Below are 20,651 nucleotides of genomic sequence, written 5' to 3' on the forward strand. Positions count from 1 at the left end.
GATCTCCTTAAAGGGTGCCGATGCTGTCCGGTTCGAATGCCGCTGCGACCGGGGCGATGCCGTTGACCAGTGGTGCGCCGAATTCGGCCTGGCTGATCTCGAACACGTCGCCCGGCTTAGTGCGAATGCCATCGGCGAACGACAGGGTCGCAGTGCCGAAGAAGTGAATGTGCACGTCGCCGGGACGCAGGAACTGGCTGTACTTGAAGTGGTGGTATTCGAGATTCGCCAGGCTGTGGCACATGTTGGCCTCGCCGCTGAGGAACTCGTTCTGCCACAGCACTTCGCCGTCACGCAGGATGCGGCTGGTGCCGGCCAGGTGTTGCGGTAGTTCGCCGACGCGCAACTCGGGGCCGTAGCTGCAACTGCGCAGTTTCGAGTGGGCCAGGTACAGATAATTCTTGCGCTCCATGACGTGGTCGGAGAACTCGTTGCCCACCGCAAAACCGAGGCGATACGGTTTGCCGTCGTGACCGATGATGTAGAGGCCGGCCATCTCCGGTTCTTCGCCGGCGTCTTCGGCAAACGGCGGCAACGGGAACGGCTGACCGGGACGCACGACGATGCTGCCGTCACCCTTGTAGAACCACTCCGGCTGCACGCCGGCCTGTCCCGCCGCCGGTTTGCCGCCCTCCACGCCCCACTTGAAGATGCGCATGGTGTCGGTCATCGCCGCTTCATCGCCAGCCTGCTGGTGCATCTTGTCCCGGGCCGACGCGCTGCCGAGGTGTGTGAGGCCGGTGCCGCTGACCAACAGGTGCGCCGGGTCCGGGTGATCCAGCGGCGGCAGGATCCGCAGTTTGGCCAGCAACTGCGCGTAATCGTGGCTGATGCCCAGGCCCAGGGTTTGCACTTGCTGCGCGAGAGTGCTGCCGGCCTCGATTGCGGCCAGGGCAAGATCGCGAACCGTGCGCGCATCCTGTACTTCACGCACCAGACCGTCCTCGACCACCCCGACACGGCGCTCGCCGCTACTCAATTCGAATTGAACCAGATGCATGATGTTCTCCTGTTAAAACAAATCCCGGATCGAAATCAGGTGCGTGTCGCACCCCGTGCGCTCGCTGCAAATTGCTCGACTGGCAGCACATGCTTGCGCTCCAGCAAGCGATAGACGACGCCCGTCAGAATCAGCCCGAACACCATCACCCCGGACAGGAAGTACAGGCCCGAAGCGAGGTTGCCGGTGTATTCCTTCAAGGCGCCGATCACGAACGGGCCGATGTAGCCGCCAAGGTTGCCCACCGAGTTGATCAAAGCGATCCCGGCCGCCGCGCTGGCGCCGGCAAAGAAGCGCCCCGGCAGCGTCCAGAACACCGCCGTGCAGGAAAACAGCGCGAACGCCACCAGACACAACGCCGCCAGTTGCGCCACCGGCAACGACAACCAGGCGCTGAGGAACAGGCCGATCGCGCCCAGCACATACAGCACCGCCAGATGGCCGTAACGATCATTCAAACGGTCGGAACTGCGCGGAATGATCAGCAGGCCGATGATCCCGAAGATGTAGGGCACCGATGACACGAAACCGGTCACCAGATCGCTGCCGCCGAACTGTTTGATCAGGGTCGGCAGCCACAGGCCCAGGCCATAAATGCTCAGGGTCACCGGCAGGTAGAACAGCGCCAGCAGCAACACGCGTTTGTCTTTCAGCGCATGCAGCGGATTGCCGTGACGGGTCTGGCCGTATTCCTGCAGGTCCTTTTTCAGCTCACCGGTCAGCCAGTCCTTCTCGGCCTGGTCCATCCATTTCACTTGCTGCGGGCCGTCCGGCAGCCAGCGCAGCACCGGCCAGGTCAGCAGGATCGCCGGAGTGCCAATGACGATGAACAGCCACTGCCAGCCATGCAGGCCGAGGATGCCGTCCATGCCCAGCAGGCCGCCGGACACGGGGCCGGTGATCATCATCGCGATGGGTTGGGAAAGGATGAACAGCCCGAGGATCTTGCCGCGATGGCGCACCGGGAACCATTGGGTGATGTAGTACAGAACGCCGGGAAAGAACCCCGCCTCCGCCGCGCCGAGCAGAAAGCGCATCACGTAGAAACTGTGCGGACCCTGGACGAAGGCCATGCCGATGGTGATCGCACCCCAGGTGATCATGATCCGCGCAAACCAGCGCCGCGCGCCGAAGCGTTCGAGCATCAGGTTGCTGGGGATTTCAAACAGAAAGTAGCCGATGAAAAACAGCCCGGCGCCGAGGCCGTAGGCGGCATCGCCGATGCCGATGTCGGCGCCCATGTGCAGCTTGGCGAAGCCGACGGCGGAGCGATCCACATAGGCGATCAGGTACAGCAGGATCAGGAAGGGAATCAGTTTCAGCGTGATGCGCCGGACAAGCCGCAGTTCCTGGCTCATGGGATCGGTCTCCGATTGTTGTTTTTATGGAACCTCGGGGAACGCCTCTCGCGGAAAATCGCCAGGGCCATCCCTCCGTCGAAATCGACTATATAGTAATACTAATTACGCAACAACACTTCCAAACATCCGATTTTGAGCTTATGTTTAGCCGAAGCTCGCAAACAATAGTCTTACAATAAGAGAATCGATCATGTCTGATAAGAAACCCACCCTGCGCTCCGCCCAATGGTTTGGCACGGCCGACAAGAACGGCTTCATGTACCGCAGCTGGATGAAGAATCAGGGCATCGCCGACCATCAGTTCCATGGCAAGCCGATCATCGGCATCTGCAACACCTGGTCGGAACTGACCCCGTGCAACGCGCACTTCCGCCAAATCGCGGAGCACGTCAAACGCGGCGTGATCGAGGCCGGTGGGTTCCCGGTGGAATTCCCGGTGTTCTCCAACGGCGAATCGAACCTGCGCCCGACCGCCATGCTCACTCGCAACCTGGCGAGCATGGACGTCGAGGAAGCGATTCGCGGCAACCCGATTGACGGCGTAGTGCTGCTGACCGGTTGCGACAAGACCACCCCGGCCCTGCTGATGGGTGCGGCCAGTTGCGACGTGCCGGCGATCGTCGTCACCGGCGGGCCGATGCTCAACGGCAAGCACAAAGGCAAGGACATCGGCTCCGGCACCGTGGTCTGGCAGCTCAGCGAGCAGGTGAAGGCCGGCACCATCACGATTGACGATTTCCTCGCGGCCGAGGGCGGCATGTCCCGCTCGGCCGGTACCTGCAACACCATGGGCACCGCGTCGACCATGGCCTGCATGGCCGAAGCACTCGGCACTTCGCTGCCGCACAACGCGGCGATTCCGGCGGTGGATGCGCGGCGTTATGTGCTGGCGCACATGTCCGGCATGCGCGCGGTCGAAATGGTTCGAGAGGATTTGAAACTGTCGAAGATCCTGACCAAGGAAGCCTTCGAAAACGCGATCCGGGTCAATGCGGCGATTGGCGGCTCGACCAACGCGGTGATCCACCTCAAAGCCATCGCCGGGCGCATTGGTGTCGAGCTGGATCTGGACGACTGGACCCGCATCGGTCGTGGCATGCCGACCATCGTCGACCTGCAACCGTCCGGGCGTTTCCTGATGGAAGAGTTCTACTACGCGGGCGGCTTGCCGGCCGTGCTGCGTCGTCTCGGCGAGGCCAATCTGATTCCCAACCCGAACGCATTGACCGTCAACGGCAAATCCATCGGCGAGAACACCAAGGACGCACCGATCTACGGCGAAGACGAAGTGATCCGCACCCTCGATAACCCGATCCGCGCCGACGGTGGCATCTGCGTGTTGCGCGGCAACCTGGCGCCACTGGGTGCGGTGCTCAAACCGTCAGCCGCTACGCCGGAACTGATGCAGCACCGTGGCCGCGCGGTCGTGTTCGAGAACTTCGACATGTACAAGGCGCGGATCAACGACCCGGAGCTGGACGTCGATGCGAATTCGATTCTGGTGATGAAGAACTGCGGGCCGAAGGGTTATCCGGGCATGGCAGAAGTCGGCAACATGGGTCTGCCGGCCAAGCTGCTGGCGCAGGGCGTAACCGACATGGTGCGCATCTCCGACGCGCGGATGAGCGGCACCGCTTACGGCACGGTTGTGTTGCACGTCGCCCCGGAAGCGGCGGCCGGCGGGCCTTTGGCGGCGGTGAAGGAAGGCGACTGGATCGAGCTGGACTGCGCCAGCGGGCGTTTGCACCTGGATATTCCTGACGCTGAACTGGCGGCGCGCATGGCGGATTTGCAACCGCCGCAGCAGCTGTTGGTGGGTGGATATCGTCAGTTGTATATCGACCATGTGCTGCAGGCGGATCAGGGGTGTGATTTCGACTTCCTGGTAGGTTGCCGAGGGGCTGAAGTGCCGCGCCACTCCCACTAAAACCGCCATCCCCTGTGGGAGCTGGCTTGCCAGCGATTTCGGTCTTTCAGCTGACATTAATGTTGACTGACACTCCGCCATCGCTGGCAAGCCAGCTCCCACATTTGCTTTGTGTATCCACCTCAAGAATGAGCCACGCCTGCTATGATGCGCGGCATCTCCATCGCTCAGGATCGCGCCGCTCCCCATGGATTACCGCAAACCTTCCGACCGTAAAAGCATGCACTCGCGCATCGTCCAGGAACTGGGCATGCAGATTGTTTCCGGACGCTTTCTGCCCTGCGACAAGCTGCCCGCCGAAGCCTTGCTCTGCGAGGAGTACGCGGTCAGCCGGCCGGTGTTGCGCGAAGCTACGCGAGTGCTGGTCGCCAAGGGCCTGGTGTATTCGAAACCGCGCGTCGGCACCGTGGTCAAGCCGCGCCGCGAATGGCACATGCTCGACCCGGACGTGCTGCACTGGCTGATGCAAAGCAGCCCGCAGAACGAGTTCTTCAACGTCCTGACCAGCGTGCGCAGCATCATCGAACCGGCCGCCGCCGCCCTCGCCGCCCAGCACGCCACCGATGCCGACATCGCGTCGATTGCCGAGGCTTACCAGCGCATGGAAGCGGCGCCGACGCCGGAAGCCTTGCTGCAACCGGATCTGGATTTCCACAGCCGGATTGCCGACGCGACCCACAACGACTTGCTGGCGAACCTGTGCAACATGCTGTCGGTGGCGATTGCCGAGGCGCTGAAGCATTCGAACCAGCGGCCGAACCTGCATGAACTGGCGTTGCCTCGGCACAAGGCGATTTTGACGGCCATCGAGAATCGGGATGCGCTGGGGGCGCGGCATGCGACGTTGGTGCAGCTGGATGATGCGCGGAGTGCGCTTAGCGTCGTGCTAGGCACTGAACTTTCCTAAGCCTTGAGACCGCTTGCCCTCACCGCAGGCATAAAAAAGCCGCAACCCTAGGGTTGCGGCTTATTCATTTCAGCCAACTGGATCAGTGAGCAAACAACGAATTGCCCTTCTGCCCCGCCAGTTTCTCCGGCTTGATCAGGAACTTCGCCAGTGCCGGCAGCAGCCAAAGCGCACCGAACATGTTCCACAGCAGCATGAAGGTCAGCATCAGGCCCATGTCGGCCTGGAACTTGATCGCCGAGAAGATCCAGGTGCACACGCCGATGGCCAGGCACAGACCGGTGAACAGCACCGCTTTACCGGTGGATTTCAGGGTCTGGTAATAGGCTTCCTGCAACGGCAGCCCGGCACGCAGGAAACTTTCCAGGCGACTGTAGATGTAGATGCCGTAGTCCACGCCGATCCCCACACCCAGCGCCACCACCGGCAGCGTCGCCACTTTCACGCCGATGCCCATGAACGCCATCAGCGCGTTGCCCAGCACCGAGGTCAGCACCAGCGGCAGCACGATGCACAGGGTCGCCGCCCACGAGCGGAAGGTGATCATGCACATGACCGCCACGCAGATGTACACCAGGATCAGAATGGTCAGCTCGGACTTCTTGATCACCTCGTTGGTAGCCGCCTCGATTCCGGCGTTACCGGCCGCGAGGATGAATTCCAGGCCTTCCTTGTTGTTTTCCTTCGCGAAGTCCTGCACCGCATGCACCGCGCGATCCAGGGTTTCGGCCTTGTGGTCGTTGAGGAACACCAGCACCGGCGCCAGCGAGCAACTGTTGTTGTACAGGCCGTCGGCCCGGGCGATGGAGTTGTTCAGCACGTCCGGGTTGCGCGACAGGGTTTCCCATTTCAGGTTGCCCTCGTTCATGCCCTTGATCATCTGCTTGGATACGGTCACCAGCGAGATCGCCGACTGCACGCCCTCGGTGTTCTGCATCTTCCACATCAGCTCGTCGATCGGTGCCATCGCTTCAAAGCGCGAGCAGCCTTCAGACTTGGTCTTGACCATCACCACCAGTACGTCGGAGCTGGTCGAGTAGTTGCTGATGATGAAGTTGTTGTCCTTGTTGTAGCGCGAATCCGGACGCAGTTCCGGCGCACCCTGGTCGAGGTCGCCGATCTTCAGGTTCTGGCTGTACCAGAGGCCGCCACCGAAGGCGACCAGCGCCAGGGCAATGGAGATCGGGGCGACTTTCGGGTTGGCGAAGTTCGACAGCAGGCGCCAGAACGGATGTTCGCGGTGCGCGTCCTTCTTGCTCTTGGCGATGGCGCGCTTGCTGATGCCGACATAGGAAATCGCCACCGGCAGCAGGATCAGGTTGGTGAACACGATCACCGCCACGCCGATGGAAGCGCCAATGGCCAGCTCACGGATCACGCCGATGTCGATGATCAGCAGCGTGATGAAGCCGACGGCGTCTGCCAGAATCGCGATCATCCCCGGCAGGAACAGCTGACGGAAGGTCCGCCGTGCGGCCGTCAGCGCGTTATCGGCCTCACCGGATTGCAGGGCGATACCGTTGATTTTCTGCACGCCGTGGGAAATCCCGATGGCGAAGATCAGGAACGGCACCAGCATCGAATACGGATCGAGGCCGAACCCGAAGAAGTGCATCAACCCCAGTTGCCAGATCACCGCCACCAGCGTAGTGCTCAACACCGCCACGGTGCTGCGCAGGCAGTTGGTGAACCACAGCAGCAGGATCAGGGTGATGACGAAGGCGATGCCGAAGAACATCACCACCATCACCAGGCCGTCGATCAGATCGCCGACCTTCTTGGCGAAACCGACGATGTGGATCTTGACGTTGGGGTTCTGCGCTTCGAACTTGTTGCGGATCTTGTCTTCGAGTTCATGGGAGAACTGGCGATAGTCCAGCGCCAGCAGCTTGCCCTGGTCCTGCGGGTCCGGGTAGGACTCCAGCAGCGGGATGTCGACGATGCTCGACTTGAAGTCGTTGGCCACCAGACGCCCGACCTGACCGGACTTGAGCACGTTGTTGCGCAGCAGATCGAGGCTGTCCTGGGAGCCGTTGTAGCTCTGCGGGATCACTTCGCCGCCGGCAAAACCTTCCTCGGTCACTTCGGTCCAGCGCACGCTCGGACTCCACAGCGACTTGAGGCCGGAACGGTCGACGCCGGAGATGTAGAACACCTCGTCGTTGATCTGACGCAGGGTCTCCATGTACTCCTTGGAGAAGATGTCGCCGTCCTTCGCTTCCACCGAAATACGCACGGTGTTGCCCAGGTTCGCCAGATCGTTGCGGTGCTCCATCATCTTTTCAATGAACGGATGCTTGAGCGGGATCATCTTTTCGAAACTGGTGGACGGACGGATCAGCGTGGCCTGCCAGAACAGGAAAATGCTGACCAGCAGGCAGATCACGATCACTGCCGGGCGGTTGTTGAAGATCAGGCGCTCGAGAAACGTCGCCTTGTCCTGATGATGAGTGCTCAAGGAAGTCATAGCCCCGCCTTCTTATTATTGATTCGGCTCATTTGCCCAGCTCGGCGCCGTTCGGCGAAGTGACCCGAACGCCACCCTGCCCGCTCAGGATCAGATTGCCGTTGCCAGCGGCGGTGACCGACGACAGCGAGATGCGATCCGGACGGTTGAACACGCTGAAGGTTTCGCCGTTGTCGCTGCTGCTGACCACCGAGCCGCCGTTGCCGACGATGACGATAGAGCCGTCTTCGAGCAGCGTGGCGCCGGACAGGCCGAACTCCAGCGGACCGCGCGCGGCTTTCAGTTCGACCTGCTCCCAGGTGCTGCCGAAATCGGTGGAGCGGTACAGGTTGCCGCGCAGACCGTAAGCCAGCAGGGTTTGCGGTTGCGCCGTGCCGATCACGCCGAACAGCGAACCTTCGTACGGGCCTTCGAGTTTTTCCCAGGTCTGGCCCCAGTCGGCGGAGCGGAACATGCTGCCCGACTCGCCGACGATGAACAGGCCGGCGTCTTTTACAGAAGCGATGGCATTGAGGTGGAACTGGTCTTCGTTGTCGAGGCGGTCGCTGACGTCTTCCCAGTTTTTGCCACCGTCGGTGGTTTCCAGCAGCGCGCCGTAGGCACCCACGGCCAGGCCGCTGTTGACGTCCTTGAACCAGACGTCGAGCAGCGGCGATTCGCGCTTGAGGTCTTCGAACTGTTTGGTCCAGGTCAGGCCGCCGTCTTCGCTGGCGAGGATCTGCGCGTCGTGGCCGACGGCCCAGCCGTGCTTGTCATCGACAAAATACACGGCGGTCAGCAACTGGCGGCTCGGCACTTTGGCCTGGGTCCAGGTCTTGCCCTGGTCGTCGGAATAGAGAATGTGCCCGCGATCCCCAACCGCCACCAGCCGGGTTCCGGCGTGGACGACATCGAGCATCAGGCTTTTCGAGGCCTTGGCCGATTCGGTGGAATAGACCACGTCGGCGGGCGCTTCGGCGGCGAGAACCGGCGCCGACAAAGTGGCAAAGCCCAGCAGAGAGAGTGCTGTGGCCAGCAACGCGGTGCTGCGTAACGCCGGCGGGCGGCAACGACTCATAGACCTTCCCCTGTTTATTATTGTTGGTCATGGACCTTAAGGGCGCCGCAAGGGTGCTCACGGTGACTGCCTGGTCACAAGCATAGTCCTGAAACCCGCCACCCAGAGCCCCTTCGGAAGCTGGCTCATCCTATCGGGCATTCGAAACGTCTGACAATCGGCGCAACGTTATCTTTTGTTAACCGAAAGGGACTACAGCGGCGGCTGAATGCGCGGGCATTCGTCCGACTGATGGCAGGGAATCTTGCGAGGGGGACTTGCACGATCTGTATTATGGTATACCATCAGACGCACAGACACTCTTTATCCCCTACGGAGCAGCTCATGAGTTTCGAAATTCGCAAGATCGTCAGCTATGTCGAAGAAACCTTCATTGAAGGCGGCAAGGCGTCCGACACCCCGGTGACCATGGTCGGCCTGGCCGTCGTGATGAAGAACCCGTGGGTCGGCAATGGCTTTGTCGAAGACCTCAAGCCGCAGATCCGCGCCAATTGCTCGGACCTCGGCGCGATGATGGTCGAGCGTCTGGTGGGCATCATCGGCGGTGCCGAGAAGATCGAGGCTTACGGCAAAGCCGCGGTGGTCGGCGCCGACGGCGAAATCGAGCACGCGTCGGCGGTGATCCACACCCTGCGCTTCGGCAACCACTATCGCGAAGCGGTCAAGGCCAAGAGCTACCTGAGCTTCACCAACAAGCGCGGCGGCCCGGGCACTTCGATCCAGATCCCGATGATGCACAAGGACGACGAAGGCCTGCGCTCGCACTACATCACTTTGGAAATGCAGATCGAAGACGCCCCGCGCGCCGACGAAATCGTCGTCGTGCTCGGTTGCGCCGACGGTGGTCGCCTGCACCCGCGCATCGGCAACCGCTACATCGATCTGGAAGAACTGGCCGCCGAAAAAGCCCAGTAATCACAATAAAAAAGGCATTGCAGGAGCGCTCCATGATTCGGCTCACCGCTGAACTCACCCCGGCCGGCACCAGTTATCTGGCGACCGGCCAAGGCCAACCCGTGGTGTTGATCCACGGCGTGGGCCTGAACAAAGAAATGTGGGGCGGCCAGATCGTTGGCCTGGCCACGCAATACCGGGTGATCGCCTACGACATGCTCGGCCATGGCGCCAGCCCGCGACCGGCCAGCGGCACCGCCCTGCTCGGCTATGCCGATCAGTTGCTGGAGCTGCTCGACCACCTGCAATTGCCCGAGGCGTCGGTGATCGGTTTTTCCATGGGCGGTCTGGTGGCGCGGGCGTTTGCCCTGCATTACCCGGAACGTCTGAAAAGCCTGGTGGTGCTCAACAGCGTGTTCAACCGCAGCGAAGAGCAGCGCGCCGGGGTCATCGCCCGTACCGCGCAGGCTGCCGAACACGGGCCGGACGCGAATGCCGAAGCGGCGCTGTCACGCTGGTTCAGCCGTGAATATCAGGCGGCCAACCCGGCGCAGATCGCTGCGATCCGCCAGACTCTCGCCGGCAATGACCCGCAGGGTTACCTGACCACCTATGAACTGTTCGCCACCCAGGACATGTACCGCGCCGACGACCTGGGCAGCATCCAGGCGCCGACGCTGATCGCCACTGGCGAACTGGACCCCGGATCGACCCCGGAAATGGCCGAGCAACTGGCCGCGCGCATTCCCGGTGCGAAGGTTGCCGTGCTGCCTGAGCAACGGCATATGATGCCGGTAGAGTCGCCTCGGCTGGTAAACCAGACGCTGCTGGAATTTCTCGACACCGCACACGCCCGACAAAACCATATAAAGGGGATCGTTGCATGACGCTCGCACGCTTCCAGATGTGCATCGGCGGAGAATGGGTCGACGCCCTCTCCGGCAAGACTTTCGAAAGCCTCAACCCGGCGCTGGCCGAACCCTGGGCCGAACTGCCCGACGCGGATGAAGCCGACGTTGAACGCGCCGTGCAAGCGGCACAGACCGCTTTCGACAGCCCGGCATGGCGTGGTTTGACCGCCACCGCGCGCGGCAAACTGCTGCGTCGTCTCGGTGACCTGATCGCCGAAAACAAGGAACAACTGGCGCAACTGGAAAGCCGCGACAACGGCAAGCTGATCCGTGAAACCCGGGGTCAGGTCGGTTATCTGCCGGAGTTTTTCCACTACACCGCCGGCCTCGCCGACAAGCTCGAAGGCGGCACCCTGCCGCTGGATAAACCCGATCTGTTCGCCTACACCGTGCACGAAGCCATGGGCGTGGTTGCCGCGATCATTCCCTGGAACAGCCCGCTGTATCTGACCGCGATCAAACTGGCGCCGGCATTGGCGGCGGGCAACACCATCGTGATCAAGCCGTCGGAGCATGCCTCGGCGACCATTCTGGAGCTGGCGCGTCTGGCCCTCGAAGCCGGGATTCCGCCGGGCGTGGTCAACGTCGTCACCGGCTACGGCCCGAGCACTGGCGCCGCCCTCACCCGTCATCCGCTGATCCGCAAGATCGCCTTCACCGGCGGCGCGGCCACGGCCCGGCATGTGGTACGCAGCAGTGCCGATAACTTCGCCAAGCTGTCGCTGGAACTGGGCGGCAAGTCACCGAACATCATCTTCGCCGACGCCGATCTCGACAGCGCGATCAACGGCGCCATCGCCGGGATTTACGCGGCGTCCGGGCAGAGCTGTGTATCCGGTTCGCGACTGCTGGTGCAGGATGAAATCTACGACGAATTCGTCAGCCGATTGGTGGAGCGCGCCAAGCGCATCCGCATCGGCAACCCGCAGGACGACAGCAGCGAAATGGGCCCGATGGCCACCGCGCAGCAACTGGCGGTGGTTGAAAGTCTGGTGGCTGATGCGATTGCCGAAGGTGCGCGCCTGCGTCTGGGCGGCAAGCGCCCGAGCGGCGTGGGCGATGGCTGGTTCTATGAGCCGACGCTGTTCGAGTGCGACCGCAACTCGATGAAGATCATGCAGGAAGAAGTCTTTGGTCCGGTGGCCTCGGTGATCCGTTTCAAGGATGAAGCCGAAGCGCTGGCGATCGCCAACGACTCGCAGTTCGGCCTCGCCGCCGGCATCTGGACCCGCGATCTGGGCCGCGCCCATCGTCTGGCCCGGGACGTGCGTTCGGGGATCATCTGGGTCAACACCTACCGCGCGGTGTCGGCAATGGCACCGATCGGCGGCTTCAAGAACAGTGGCTATGGACGCGAAAGCGGCATCGATTCGGTGCTGGCCTACACCGAACTGAAAACGGTGTGGATCAACCTCTCCCAGGCACCGATGCCTGATCCGTTTGTGATGCGTTAGGAGTCCTGCGACATGATCGAACCCGGCATTTACAAAGACGTCATGAGCTCGTTTCCGTCCGGGGTCACGGTGGTCACCACCCTCGACCCGGACGGCGGCATCGTCGGCATCACCGCCAGCGCCTTCAGTGCGCTGTCGATTGATCCGGCGCTGGTGCTGTTCTGCCCCAACTACGCTTCCGACACCTACCCGGTGCTGCGCGACAGCAAGCGTTTCGCGATCCATTTGCTGTCCGCCGACCAGACCGCCGAGGCCTACGCCTTCGCCAGCAAAGGCAAGGACAAGGCCGACGGCATCGACTGGCATTTGAGCGAACTGGGTAACCCGATCCTCGCCAAGGCCACGGCGATCATCGAGTGCGAGCTGTGGCGCGAATACGACGGCGGCGACCACGCGATCATCGTTGGCGCGGTGAAGAACCTCATCCTGCCGGCGCAACCGGTGACACCGATGATTTATCACAAGGGCAAGCTCGGCGCGTTGCCGACCCTGGCCTGAAAGATTCACACAAATCCCACTGTGGGAGCGGGCTTGCTCGCGAAGGCGTCGTGTCAGCCGACACCTATGTTGAATGAGCTACCGCATTCGCGAGCAAGCCCGCTCCCACAAGGGAATTGTGGTGACTGGAGGATTTATGAGTAACGAGAAGTATGAAAAGGGTTTAAAGATCCGCACCCAGGTGCTGGGCGAAGCCTATGTGCAGCGCTCGATCGAGAACGCCGACGACTTCACCCGCCCGCTCCAGGAAATGGTCACCGAATACTGCTGGGGCCATGTCTGGGGACGCGAAGGCCTGTCGCTCAAGGAGCGCAGCATGATCAACCTGGCGATGATCTCGGCGCTCAACCGCCCGCACGAACTGAAACTGCATGTGCGCGGCGCCTTGCGTAACGGCCTGAGTCGTGAGCAAATACGCGAAATTCTGCTTCAGGTCGGTATTTATTGCGGCGTCCCGGCAGCCGTGGACAGTTTCCGGCTCGCCCGTGAAGCCTTCGCCGAAGCCGACGCCGAGGCCTCCAGTTAACCCCTCGGCTGTTTTGATGCCCGTCTGGCATGGACAGCCACCTTAAAGAGCGGACCCCATGAAACGCCTGCCACTCGACGACAGCTTCAAGGTCAATCGCAACCCCGTCACCCTGCGCGAAATCGTGCTGGATAAACTGCGAAGCGCCATCATGAACTTCCAGCTGCTGCCCGGCGATCGCCTGGTGGAGCGCGATCTGTGCGATCGCCTGGGCGTGAGCCGTACGTCGGTGCGTGAAGCCTTGCGTCACCTGGAATCCGAAGGTCTGGTGGAGTTCGCCGACGCCAAGGGCCCGCGCGTGGCGATCATTACCCTCGCCGATGCGGTCGACATCTATGAATTGCGCTGCGTGCTCGAAGGCCTGATCGTCCAGCTGTTCACCCTGCGCGCCAAGGCCAAGGACATCAAGGCCCTGGAAAAAGCCCTCGACGAGAACCGCAAGGCGCTCAAGGACGGCGAGCTGCAGCAGGTGATCGACTCGGTGCAGGGTTTCTACGACGTGCTGCTGGAAGGTTCGGGCAACCATGTCGCGGCCACCCAGCTGCGTCAGTTGCAGGCGCGCATCAGCTACCTGCGTGCGACGTCGGTGTCGCAGGAAAACCGTCGCGGCGCCAGTAATCACGAGATGGAAAAAATGGTCGAGGCGATCAAGAGCGGCGATCCGCTGGCGGCGCATCAGGCGTGCGTCGATCACGTTCGCGCCGCAGCCGCCGTGGCCCTTGATTACCTCAAGCGCAAACAGGAAGAGACCGGCGCCACTCCGCCAATCACCCTGCCCATCGCGCTGAAAGAACCGCGCATAGGTCACTGACATGTTCAGCCCGAGCTTTTGCCCGAAATGCGGTGGCGCTGACCTCGGTCAGCAGGTACCGCCGGGCGATACGCACGAGCGCCTGATGTGCCGCGGCTGCGGCTACATCCACTATGTGAACCCGAAGATCATCGCCGGCTGCATCATCGAGCAGGACGGCAAATACCTCTTGTGCCAACGGGCGATTCCCCCGCGCCCCGGCACCTGGACCCTACCCGCCGGTTTCATGGAAAGCGGCGAAACCACCGAACAGGCGGCCCTGCGCGAAGTCTGGGAAGAAAGCGGCGTACGCGCGGAAATCGTCTCACCGTATTCGATCTTCAGCGTGCCGAAGATCAGCGAGGTCTACATCATCTTCCGCGCCCTCGCGCTGGAAATCACTGGCGAGTACGGCCCGGAAACCCTCGCCTGCAAATTCTTCGCCCCCGAAGACATCCCGTGGGAGCAGATCTACTACCCGGCGATCCGGCAGATCCTCGAACGCTACATCGAGGAACGCCAGGCCGGGGTGTATGGCATGTACATGGGCAATGACGACAGCGGCAAGATTCATTTCATGCGTTGATTAAACGTCACTTGCCAGAGATGCAGAGCTGGGCCCGGGTCCTCGACAGCTGTTCACTCAATCCGGCATCGCACGAATGATATCCGCCAGATCATCTTTGGTGATTTCATTGGCTTTGAGAGCAGCGGAGATGTCTTTCTTGGAGAGCGGGAAACGCTTGAAAATGTCTTTCAAGGTATCGGCATCAATATTGGCCAGCCAAAGAGGATCGATAAAAGAACCGCCATATTCGGGCTTCATTGGGACTTCTTCGTGGGCAATGGCACCTTTGTGATTCAGATACACAACATAACGATCGTGCCCTTCAGGAAAGCTTTTATCGTGATATAGCGTTGTCCCCATCGGCAGGACATAGTAATTGTCATCGCCAGCTTGCCCTTCGATCAGCAGGGGTTCTTTGGTTTTAACCATCTCCAGATCGCGTCCCTTCGCACTGTTCCCGAAAATCAGAAAAGCCAGAAAGACTGCATTTACAGACAGCGCAGCCACTAGCCAGAGGCCTGCTCGCCTACCTGTAAACATTCCTTTTGTCATGCGCATCAATATTCCCTTAGAGCACATCGTGCAAAACCGCAGGCATTAAATTCCGTCCGGCGGGCGATCTCCTGATCCAGAAAAAATATCAAAAGATCGCGGCCGCGTTCGATTCTGTAGTTCCTGAGGGCTTGTGGGCAAGCCGTTACGGCACCATCCCTTCCACAATAATGATCTCCGCCCGCGCCCATTCCTCGCGGTAGCTCTTCGCTTCCTGATATGCCGCCGAGTGGTAGCACGCCACGGCCTGCTCATAACTGTCGAATTCAATCACCACGCTGCGCTGGGGCGTCGTCCGCCCTTCCATCGCTTCGCTGCGCCCGCCTCTGGCTAAAAACTTCGCGCCGAACTCGGCGAACGCTTTCGGCGCGCGCTGCGTGTATTGGCTGTAGTGATCGGGATCGGTGATGTCCACGTGAGCAATCCAGTACGCCTTCATAGTGACCTCTTGGTTGATTTTGTATTATGGTATACCACGAATTTCATCCAGATCGAGAGTCCAGCATGGCCTTCAACAGCATCGAAGAAATCATCGAAGATTATCGCCTCGGCAAAATGGTGTTGCTGGTCGATGACGAGGATCGGGAAAACGAAGGCGACCTGCTGCTGGCCGCCGACCGTTGCACGCCCGAGGCGATCAGTTTCATGGCTCGTGAGGCACGCGGTCTGATCTGCCTGACGTTGACTGACGATCATTGCCAGCGCCTGGGGCTGGAGCAGATGGTGCCGAGTAATGGCAGCGTGTTCAGCACGGCGTTCACGGTTTCTATCGAAGCGGCGGTCGGCGTGACGACCGGCATTTCCGCCGCTGACCGCGCTTGTACAGTTGCCGCTGCGGTGGCGCCAAATGCCCGCGCAGAAGACCTGGTGCAGCCCGGCCATATCTTCCCGCTGCGCGCCAAGGAAGGTGGCGTGCTGACCCGCGCTGGTCACACCGAGGCCGGTTGTGATCTGGCGCGGTTGGCGGGTTTTACGCCCGCTTCAGTGATCGTCGAGGTGATGAATGACGACGGCACTATGGCCCGCCGCCCGGATCTGGAAGTCTTTGCGCGCAAGCACGGAATCAAGATCGGCACCATCGCCGACCTGATCCACTATCGCCTGAGCACCGAACACACCATCGAGCGCATCGGCGAACGGGAGTTGCCGACGGTGCATGGCACGTTCCGTTTGATCACCTTCGAAGATCGCATCGAAGGCGGCGTGCACATGGCGATGGTCATGGGTGAATTGCGCCGTGAGGAACCGACGCTGGTGCGCGTGCATGTGATCGATCCGTTGCGCGATCTGGTGGGCGCCGAGTATAGCGGGCCGACGAACTGGACGTTGTGGGCAGCGTTACAACGGGTCGCGGCCGAGGGGCATGGCGTGGTCGTGGTGCTGGCCAATCATGAATCTTCCCAGGCGCTGCTGGAGCGCATTCCGCAACTGACTCAACCGCCACGGCAGTTCAGTCGTTCGCAATCGCGAATCTATTCGGAGGTCGGCACCGGGGCGCAGATTCTGCAGAACCTGGGCGTCGGCAAGCTGCGCCACCTGGGGCCGCCGCTGAAATATGCCGGGTTGACTGGCTACGATCTTGAGGTGGTCGAGAGTATTCCGTTCACCGAATAACCCCGTTTGCCAGATAGCCGGTAAGGCAAAGTGCTTGCACAAAGCTTGGAATACCATAATATGATATTCCATAGACCGGACGACCTGAAAAATCGTCCAGCTACTGCTCCCGACAGGCGGGCAACAACGCAAGCCCGCTCAAAAACACAACAATGAGGGCGTAAAAATGGTGTTGAACAAAGCTGCAACTGCGATCTTTTTCGCGGGACTGCTGAGCGTGACCGGTCAGGCCGCGATGGCCGCCGAGAGTGTGAACTTTGTCAGCTGGGGCGGTAGCACCCAGGATGCGCAGAAACAGGCCTGGGCCGATCCGTTCAGCAAGGCCAGCGGCATCACCGTCGTGCAGGACGGCCCGACCGACTACGGCAAACTCAAGGCCATGGTCGAAAGCGGCAACGTGCAATGGGACGTGGTCGACGTTGAAGCCGACTTCGCCCTGCGCGCCGCTGCCGAAGGCCTGCTCGAACCCCTCGATTTCAAACAGATCCAGCGCGACAAGATCGACCCGCGTTTCGTCAGCGACCATGGCGTCGGCTCGTTCTTCTTCTCCTTCGTCCTCGGCTACAACGAGGGCAAGCTCGGCGCCAACAAACCGCAGGACTGGAGCGCGCTGTTCGACACCAAGACCTTCCCCGGCAAACGCGCCCTCTATAAATGGCCAAGCCCCGGCGTGCTCGAACTGGCCCTGCTCGCCGACGGCGTACCGGCCGACAAGCTCTACCCGCTGGACCTGGACCGCGCCTTCAAGAAACTCGACACCATCAAGAAAGACATCGTCTGGTGGGGCGGTGGCGCGCAGTCGCAGCAACTGCTGGCCTCCGGTGAAGCGAGCATGGGCCAGTTCTGGAACGGCCGGATCCACGCCCTGCAAGAAGACGGCGCACCGGTCGGCGTGAGCTGGAAACAGAACCTGGTCATGGCCGACATTCTGGTGGTGCCAAAAGGCTCGAAAAACAAGGACGCGGCGATGAAGTTCCTGGCCAGCGCCAGCAGTGCCAAAGGCCAGGCTGACTTCTCCAACCTGACCGCCTACGCCCCGGTCAACGTCGACAGCGTGGCGCGTCTGGACTCGACGCTGGCCCCGAACCTGCCGACTGCCTACGCTAAGGATCAGATCACTCTTGATTTCGCGTACTGGGCCAAGAACGGCCAGGCCATCGCGACACGGTGGAACGAATGGCTGGTCAAATGAAAATGGCGGCCACCGCGTCCCGTCCCTCCACTGCCACCGGGAGCGCCGCCAGCGCTGCCGGCCCGGCGTCAGGCAAGGCGAGTGCCATGGCGCAAGCCCCGTCCCTCAAGCAACGCTGGCGCGGCGCCGGCAATCTCGCGCCGGCGCTGTTGTTCCTCGGCCTGTTCTTTCTTGCGCCGTTGATTGGCTTGTTGCTGCGCGGCGTGCTGGAACCGGTGCCGGGCCTTGGCAACTATGAACAACTGTTCGCCAACTCGGCGTACGCACGGGTGCTGTTCAACACCTTTTCGGTGGCCGGACTGGTGACCGTGTTCAGCCTGCTGCTGGGCTTTCCGCTGGCCTGGGTAATCACCCTGGTGCCACGGGGCTGGGGCCGCTGGATCCTCAACATCGTGCTGTTGTCGATGTGGACCAGCCTCCTCGCCCGCACTTATTCGTGGTTGGTGTTGCTGCAGGCTTCGGGTGTGATCAACAAGGCGCTGATGGCGCTGGGCATCATCGATCAGCCGCTGGAAATGGTGCACAACCTGACCGGTGTGGTGATCGGCATGAGCTACATCATGATCCCGTTCATCGTGCTGCCGTTGCAGGCGACCATGCAGGCCATCGACCCGATGATCCTGCAGGCCGGCTCGATCTGCGGCGCGAGTCCCTGGACCAATTTCTTCCGGGTGTTCCTGCCGCTGTGCCGGCCGGGCCTGGCGTCCGGCGGGTTGATGGTGTTCGTGATGTCGCTCGGTTACTACGTCACCCCGGCGCTGCTGGGCGGGGCGCAGAACATGATGCTGCCGGAATTCATCATTCAGCAGGTGCAGTCGTTCCTCAATTGGGGCCTGGCCAGCGCCGGCGCCGCGTTGCTGATCGTCATCACGCTGGTGCTGTTTTACGTCTACCTGAAGCTGCAGCCGGAATCCCCGGTTGGCGCCAGTAACGCGAGGTAAACCGACATGCTCCTGACGCCCAATGCCATGAGTCGCCGGATGCGCTTCGGCCTGTATTTCACCACCGGGCTGATCGGCCTGTTCCTGCTGTTGCCGATCGTGTTCATCGTCCTGCTGTCGTTCGGTTCGTCTCAGTGGCTGGTGTTCCCGCCGCCGGGCTGGACGCTGAAATGGTACGTGCAGTTCTTCTCCAACGCCGACTGGATGAGCGCAGCGCTGGCCAGCCTCAAGGTCGCGGTGCTGACCACGATCTGCGCCGTCGCCCTCGGTTTGCCGACGGCCTTTGCGCTGGTGCGCGGACGCTTCCCCGGCCGGGAAATGCTCTACGGCCTGTTCACCCTGCCGATGATCGTGCCGCTGGTGATCATCGCGGTGGCGGTGTACGCGCTGTTCCTCAAGCTCGGCTACACCGGCACGATGTTCGCCTTCGTCGTCAGCCATGTGATCGTCGCACTGCCGTTCACCATCATCTCGATCATCAACTCGCTGAAGCTGTTCGATCAGTCGATTGAAGATGCGGCGGTGATCTGCGGCGCGTCACGCCTGCAAGCGGTGTTCAAGGTGACCTTCCCGGCGATTCGCCCGGGGATGGTGGCCGGCGCCCTCTTCGCCTTCCTGGTTTCGTGGGACGAAGTGGTGCTCAGCGTGATGATGGCCAGCCCGACCCTGCAAACCCTTCCCGTGAAAATGTGGACCACCCTGCGCCAGGACCTGACGCCCGTGATCGCCGTCGCTTCGACGCTGCTGATCGGCCTGTCGGTGTTGGTCATGGTGATCGCCGCCGCCCTGCGCCGGCGCAACGAAATCAGCGCCTGAGCGCCCAGGAGTACGACATGAGTGCCGTGATCAAAGACGCATCCCAGCAGAACGACAAACCCCTGGTCAGCCTGCGCAACCTGAACAAGCACTACGGCGATTTCGCCGCCGTGGACAATATCTCGCTGGACATCAAGGACGGCGAATTCCTCACCTTCCTCGGCTCCAGCGGCTCGGGCAAAAGCACTACGCTGTCGATGCTCGCCGGCTTCGAAACCCCGAGCAGCGGCGAGATCCTGGTCAACGGCCAGTCGCTGGTGAATGTGCCGCCGCACAAGCGCGACATCGGCATGGTGTTCCAGCGTTATTCGCTGTTCCCGCATTTGTCGGTGCGCGACAACATCGCGTTCCCGCTGGCGATCCGCAAACTCGCTGCAGCCGAACGCGACAAACGCGTCGATGCGATGCTGAAACTGGTGCAGCTGGAACAATTCGCCCATCGCCGCCCTTCACAGCTGTCTGGCGGCCAGCAGCAACGGGTCGCCATCGCACGGGCGCTGGTTTACGAACCGCGCATTCTGCTGATGGACGAGCCCCTCGGTGCGCTGGACAAGAAACTGCGTGAAGACTTGCAGGATGAATTGCGTCAACTGCATCGTCGCCTCGGCATCACCATCGTTTACGTGACCCACGATCAGGAAGAAGCCATGCGCCTGTCCCAGCGCATCGCGATTTTCAGTCACGGCAAGATTGTCGGGCTCGGCAGCGGTTATGACCTTTATCAGAATCCGCCGAATGCGTTTGTGGCGTCGTTTCTGGGTAACTCGAACTTCCTCAAGCTCAAGGCGCAGGGCAACGCGGCGGCGAGTTTTGAAGGTCAGTCGCTTTCGATTCGACTGACCGCTGGATTGCAGACCGGGCAGGATGTTTTGCTGATGGTGCGTCCGGAAAAGGCCTTGGCGTTGAGCGTGCAGCAGGCGAATGACGAGCCGTTGGCGGCGGGCTGGAACGAGGTTTCGGCGAAGGTGGTTGAGGTGCTGTTTCTGGGTGAGAGCCAGACTTGCAGTGTGGTCACGTCGAGTGGCACGTCCATGACCGTGAAAGCATTGTCGGCGGCGGGGATGCCGTTGAAGACTGGGGATCCGGTTCGGGTGCGCTGGGCGACGGCGGATGCTTGCGTCTATACCGAGTGGGCCGAAAGCGATCTTAACAAAGCTGCCGGATCACACTAAGTTC

20 protein-coding genes are annotated in these 20,651 nt (G+C 61.4%); 14 read left to right on the top strand and 6 right to left on the bottom strand.

Annotated features, from left to right (window positions below; all coding sequences use genetic code 11):
* Positions 1-7: 7 nt before the first annotated feature.
* Positions 8-1,000, bottom strand: a complete 993-nt coding sequence (araD1, locus tag KJY40_RS16900) for an AraD1 family protein (RefSeq protein WP_230731309.1) — start codon at positions 998-1,000, stop codon at positions 8-10.
* Between the two features lie 35 nt (positions 1,001-1,035).
* Positions 1,036-2,358: an MFS transporter gene (locus KJY40_RS16905; protein WP_007957417.1), complete on the bottom strand. Its 1,323-nt coding sequence runs from the start codon at positions 2,356-2,358 to the stop codon at positions 1,036-1,038.
* Between the two features lie 193 nt (positions 2,359-2,551).
* Between KJY40_RS16905 and KJY40_RS16910 the strand changes: the two genes are divergently transcribed.
* Together KJY40_RS16910 and KJY40_RS16915 are read left to right on the top strand one after the other, a co-directional pair.
* Complete coding sequence (locus tag KJY40_RS16910) at positions 2,552-4,288, top strand: IlvD/Edd family dehydratase (protein WP_011334608.1); 1,737 nt, start codon at positions 2,552-2,554, stop codon at positions 4,286-4,288.
* A 187-nt stretch (positions 4,289-4,475) separates the two neighbouring features.
* Positions 4,476-5,195 (top strand): FadR/GntR family transcriptional regulator, encoded by a 720-nt coding sequence (locus tag KJY40_RS16915; RefSeq protein WP_007957415.1) that lies wholly within the window; start codon positions 4,476-4,478, stop codon positions 5,193-5,195.
* 82 nt (positions 5,196-5,277) lie between these two features.
* On the opposite strand, the gene KJY40_RS16920 is transcribed toward KJY40_RS16915, so the two are convergent.
* Together KJY40_RS16920 and KJY40_RS16925 are read right to left on the bottom strand one after the other, a co-directional pair.
* Positions 5,278-7,662, bottom strand: coding sequence for an efflux RND transporter permease subunit (locus tag KJY40_RS16920; RefSeq protein ID WP_230731310.1), 2,385 nt, complete (start codon positions 7,660-7,662; stop codon positions 5,278-5,280).
* 28 nt (positions 7,663-7,690) lie between these two features.
* Entirely contained in the window at positions 7,691-8,719 is a 1,029-nt protein-coding gene (locus tag KJY40_RS16925) for a WD40/YVTN/BNR-like repeat-containing protein (protein WP_230731311.1), read from the bottom strand.
* A 324-nt stretch (positions 8,720-9,043) separates the two neighbouring features.
* On the opposite strand from KJY40_RS16925, the gene KJY40_RS16930 reads away from it, so the two are divergent.
* The 7 genes from KJY40_RS16930 to KJY40_RS16965 all read left to right on the top strand — a co-directional run bounded on the left by KJY40_RS16930 (position 9,044) and on the right by KJY40_RS16965 (position 14,378).
* Positions 9,044-9,634, top strand: a complete 591-nt coding sequence (locus KJY40_RS16930; protein ID WP_007957412.1) for an amino acid synthesis family protein — start codon at positions 9,044-9,046, stop codon at positions 9,632-9,634.
* 32 nt (positions 9,635-9,666) lie between these two features.
* Positions 9,667-10,500: an alpha/beta fold hydrolase gene (locus KJY40_RS16935; protein ID WP_085603067.1), complete on the top strand. Its 834-nt coding sequence runs from the start codon at positions 9,667-9,669 to the stop codon at positions 10,498-10,500.
* Positions 10,497-11,978: an aldehyde dehydrogenase gene (locus KJY40_RS16940; RefSeq protein WP_230731312.1), complete on the top strand. Its 1,482-nt coding sequence runs from the start codon at positions 10,497-10,499 to the stop codon at positions 11,976-11,978. Before KJY40_RS16935 ends, KJY40_RS16940 begins: the two co-directional genes overlap by 4 nt.
* A 12-nt stretch (positions 11,979-11,990) precedes the next feature.
* Positions 11,991-12,476 (top strand): flavin reductase family protein, encoded by a 486-nt coding sequence (locus tag KJY40_RS16945; RefSeq protein ID WP_230731313.1) that lies wholly within the window; start codon positions 11,991-11,993, stop codon positions 12,474-12,476.
* Positions 12,477-12,612: 136 nt separating this feature from the next.
* Positions 12,613-13,002, top strand: a complete 390-nt coding sequence (locus tag KJY40_RS16955) for a carboxymuconolactone decarboxylase family protein (protein WP_007968634.1) — start codon at positions 12,613-12,615, stop codon at positions 13,000-13,002.
* A gap of 58 nt (positions 13,003-13,060) precedes the next feature.
* Positions 13,061-13,813 carry a GntR family transcriptional regulator gene (locus KJY40_RS16960; RefSeq protein WP_085603063.1) on the top strand — a complete coding sequence of 251 codons (753 nt, stop codon included), beginning with the start codon at positions 13,061-13,063 and terminating at the stop codon, positions 13,811-13,813.
* A gap of 1 nt (position 13,814) precedes the next feature.
* Positions 13,815-14,378 (top strand): NUDIX hydrolase, encoded by a 564-nt coding sequence (locus KJY40_RS16965; protein ID WP_011334615.1) that lies wholly within the window; start codon positions 13,815-13,817, stop codon positions 14,376-14,378.
* 57 nt (positions 14,379-14,435) lie between these two features.
* Here KJY40_RS16965 and KJY40_RS16970 read toward each other — a convergent pair whose 3' ends face one another.
* Positions 14,436-14,918, bottom strand: coding sequence for a hypothetical protein (locus KJY40_RS16970; RefSeq protein WP_230731315.1), 483 nt, complete (start codon positions 14,916-14,918; stop codon positions 14,436-14,438).
* 139 nt (positions 14,919-15,057) lie between these two features.
* The gene (locus KJY40_RS16975) at positions 15,058-15,351 is read right to left on the bottom strand and encodes a DUF1330 domain-containing protein (RefSeq protein ID WP_230731316.1); all 294 of its coding nucleotides are present in this window, start codon (positions 15,349-15,351) and stop codon (positions 15,058-15,060) included.
* 65 nt (positions 15,352-15,416) lie between these two features.
* On the opposite strand from KJY40_RS16975, the gene ribBA reads away from it, so the two are divergent.
* The 5 genes from ribBA (at position 15,417) to KJY40_RS17000 (ending at position 20,647) form a co-directional block, all read left to right on the top strand.
* Entirely contained in the window at positions 15,417-16,526 is a 1,110-nt protein-coding gene (ribBA, locus tag KJY40_RS16980) for a bifunctional 3,4-dihydroxy-2-butanone-4-phosphate synthase/GTP cyclohydrolase II (protein WP_064380429.1), read from the top strand.
* Positions 16,527-16,692: 166 nt separating this feature from the next.
* Positions 16,693-17,718 (top strand): ABC transporter substrate-binding protein, encoded by a 1,026-nt coding sequence (locus KJY40_RS16985; protein WP_230731318.1) that lies wholly within the window; start codon positions 16,693-16,695, stop codon positions 17,716-17,718.
* A complete protein-coding gene (locus KJY40_RS16990; RefSeq protein ID WP_230737713.1) occupies positions 17,715-18,659 on the top strand; it encodes an ABC transporter permease in 945 nt (314 codons plus the stop codon). Before KJY40_RS16985 ends, KJY40_RS16990 begins: the two co-directional genes overlap by 4 nt.
* A 6-nt stretch (positions 18,660-18,665) precedes the next feature.
* Positions 18,666-19,475, top strand: a complete 810-nt coding sequence (locus tag KJY40_RS16995) for an ABC transporter permease (RefSeq protein ID WP_007957396.1) — start codon at positions 18,666-18,668, stop codon at positions 19,473-19,475.
* Between the two features lie 17 nt (positions 19,476-19,492).
* Positions 19,493-20,647, top strand: a complete 1,155-nt coding sequence (locus KJY40_RS17000) for an ABC transporter ATP-binding protein (protein ID WP_230731319.1) — start codon at positions 19,493-19,495, stop codon at positions 20,645-20,647.
* Positions 20,648-20,651: the final 4 nt, after the last annotated feature.

Source organism: Pseudomonas fitomaticsae (genome assembly GCF_021018765.1).
GTDB classification, from domain to species: Bacteria; Pseudomonadota; Gammaproteobacteria; order Pseudomonadales; family Pseudomonadaceae; genus Aquipseudomonas; species Aquipseudomonas fitomaticsae.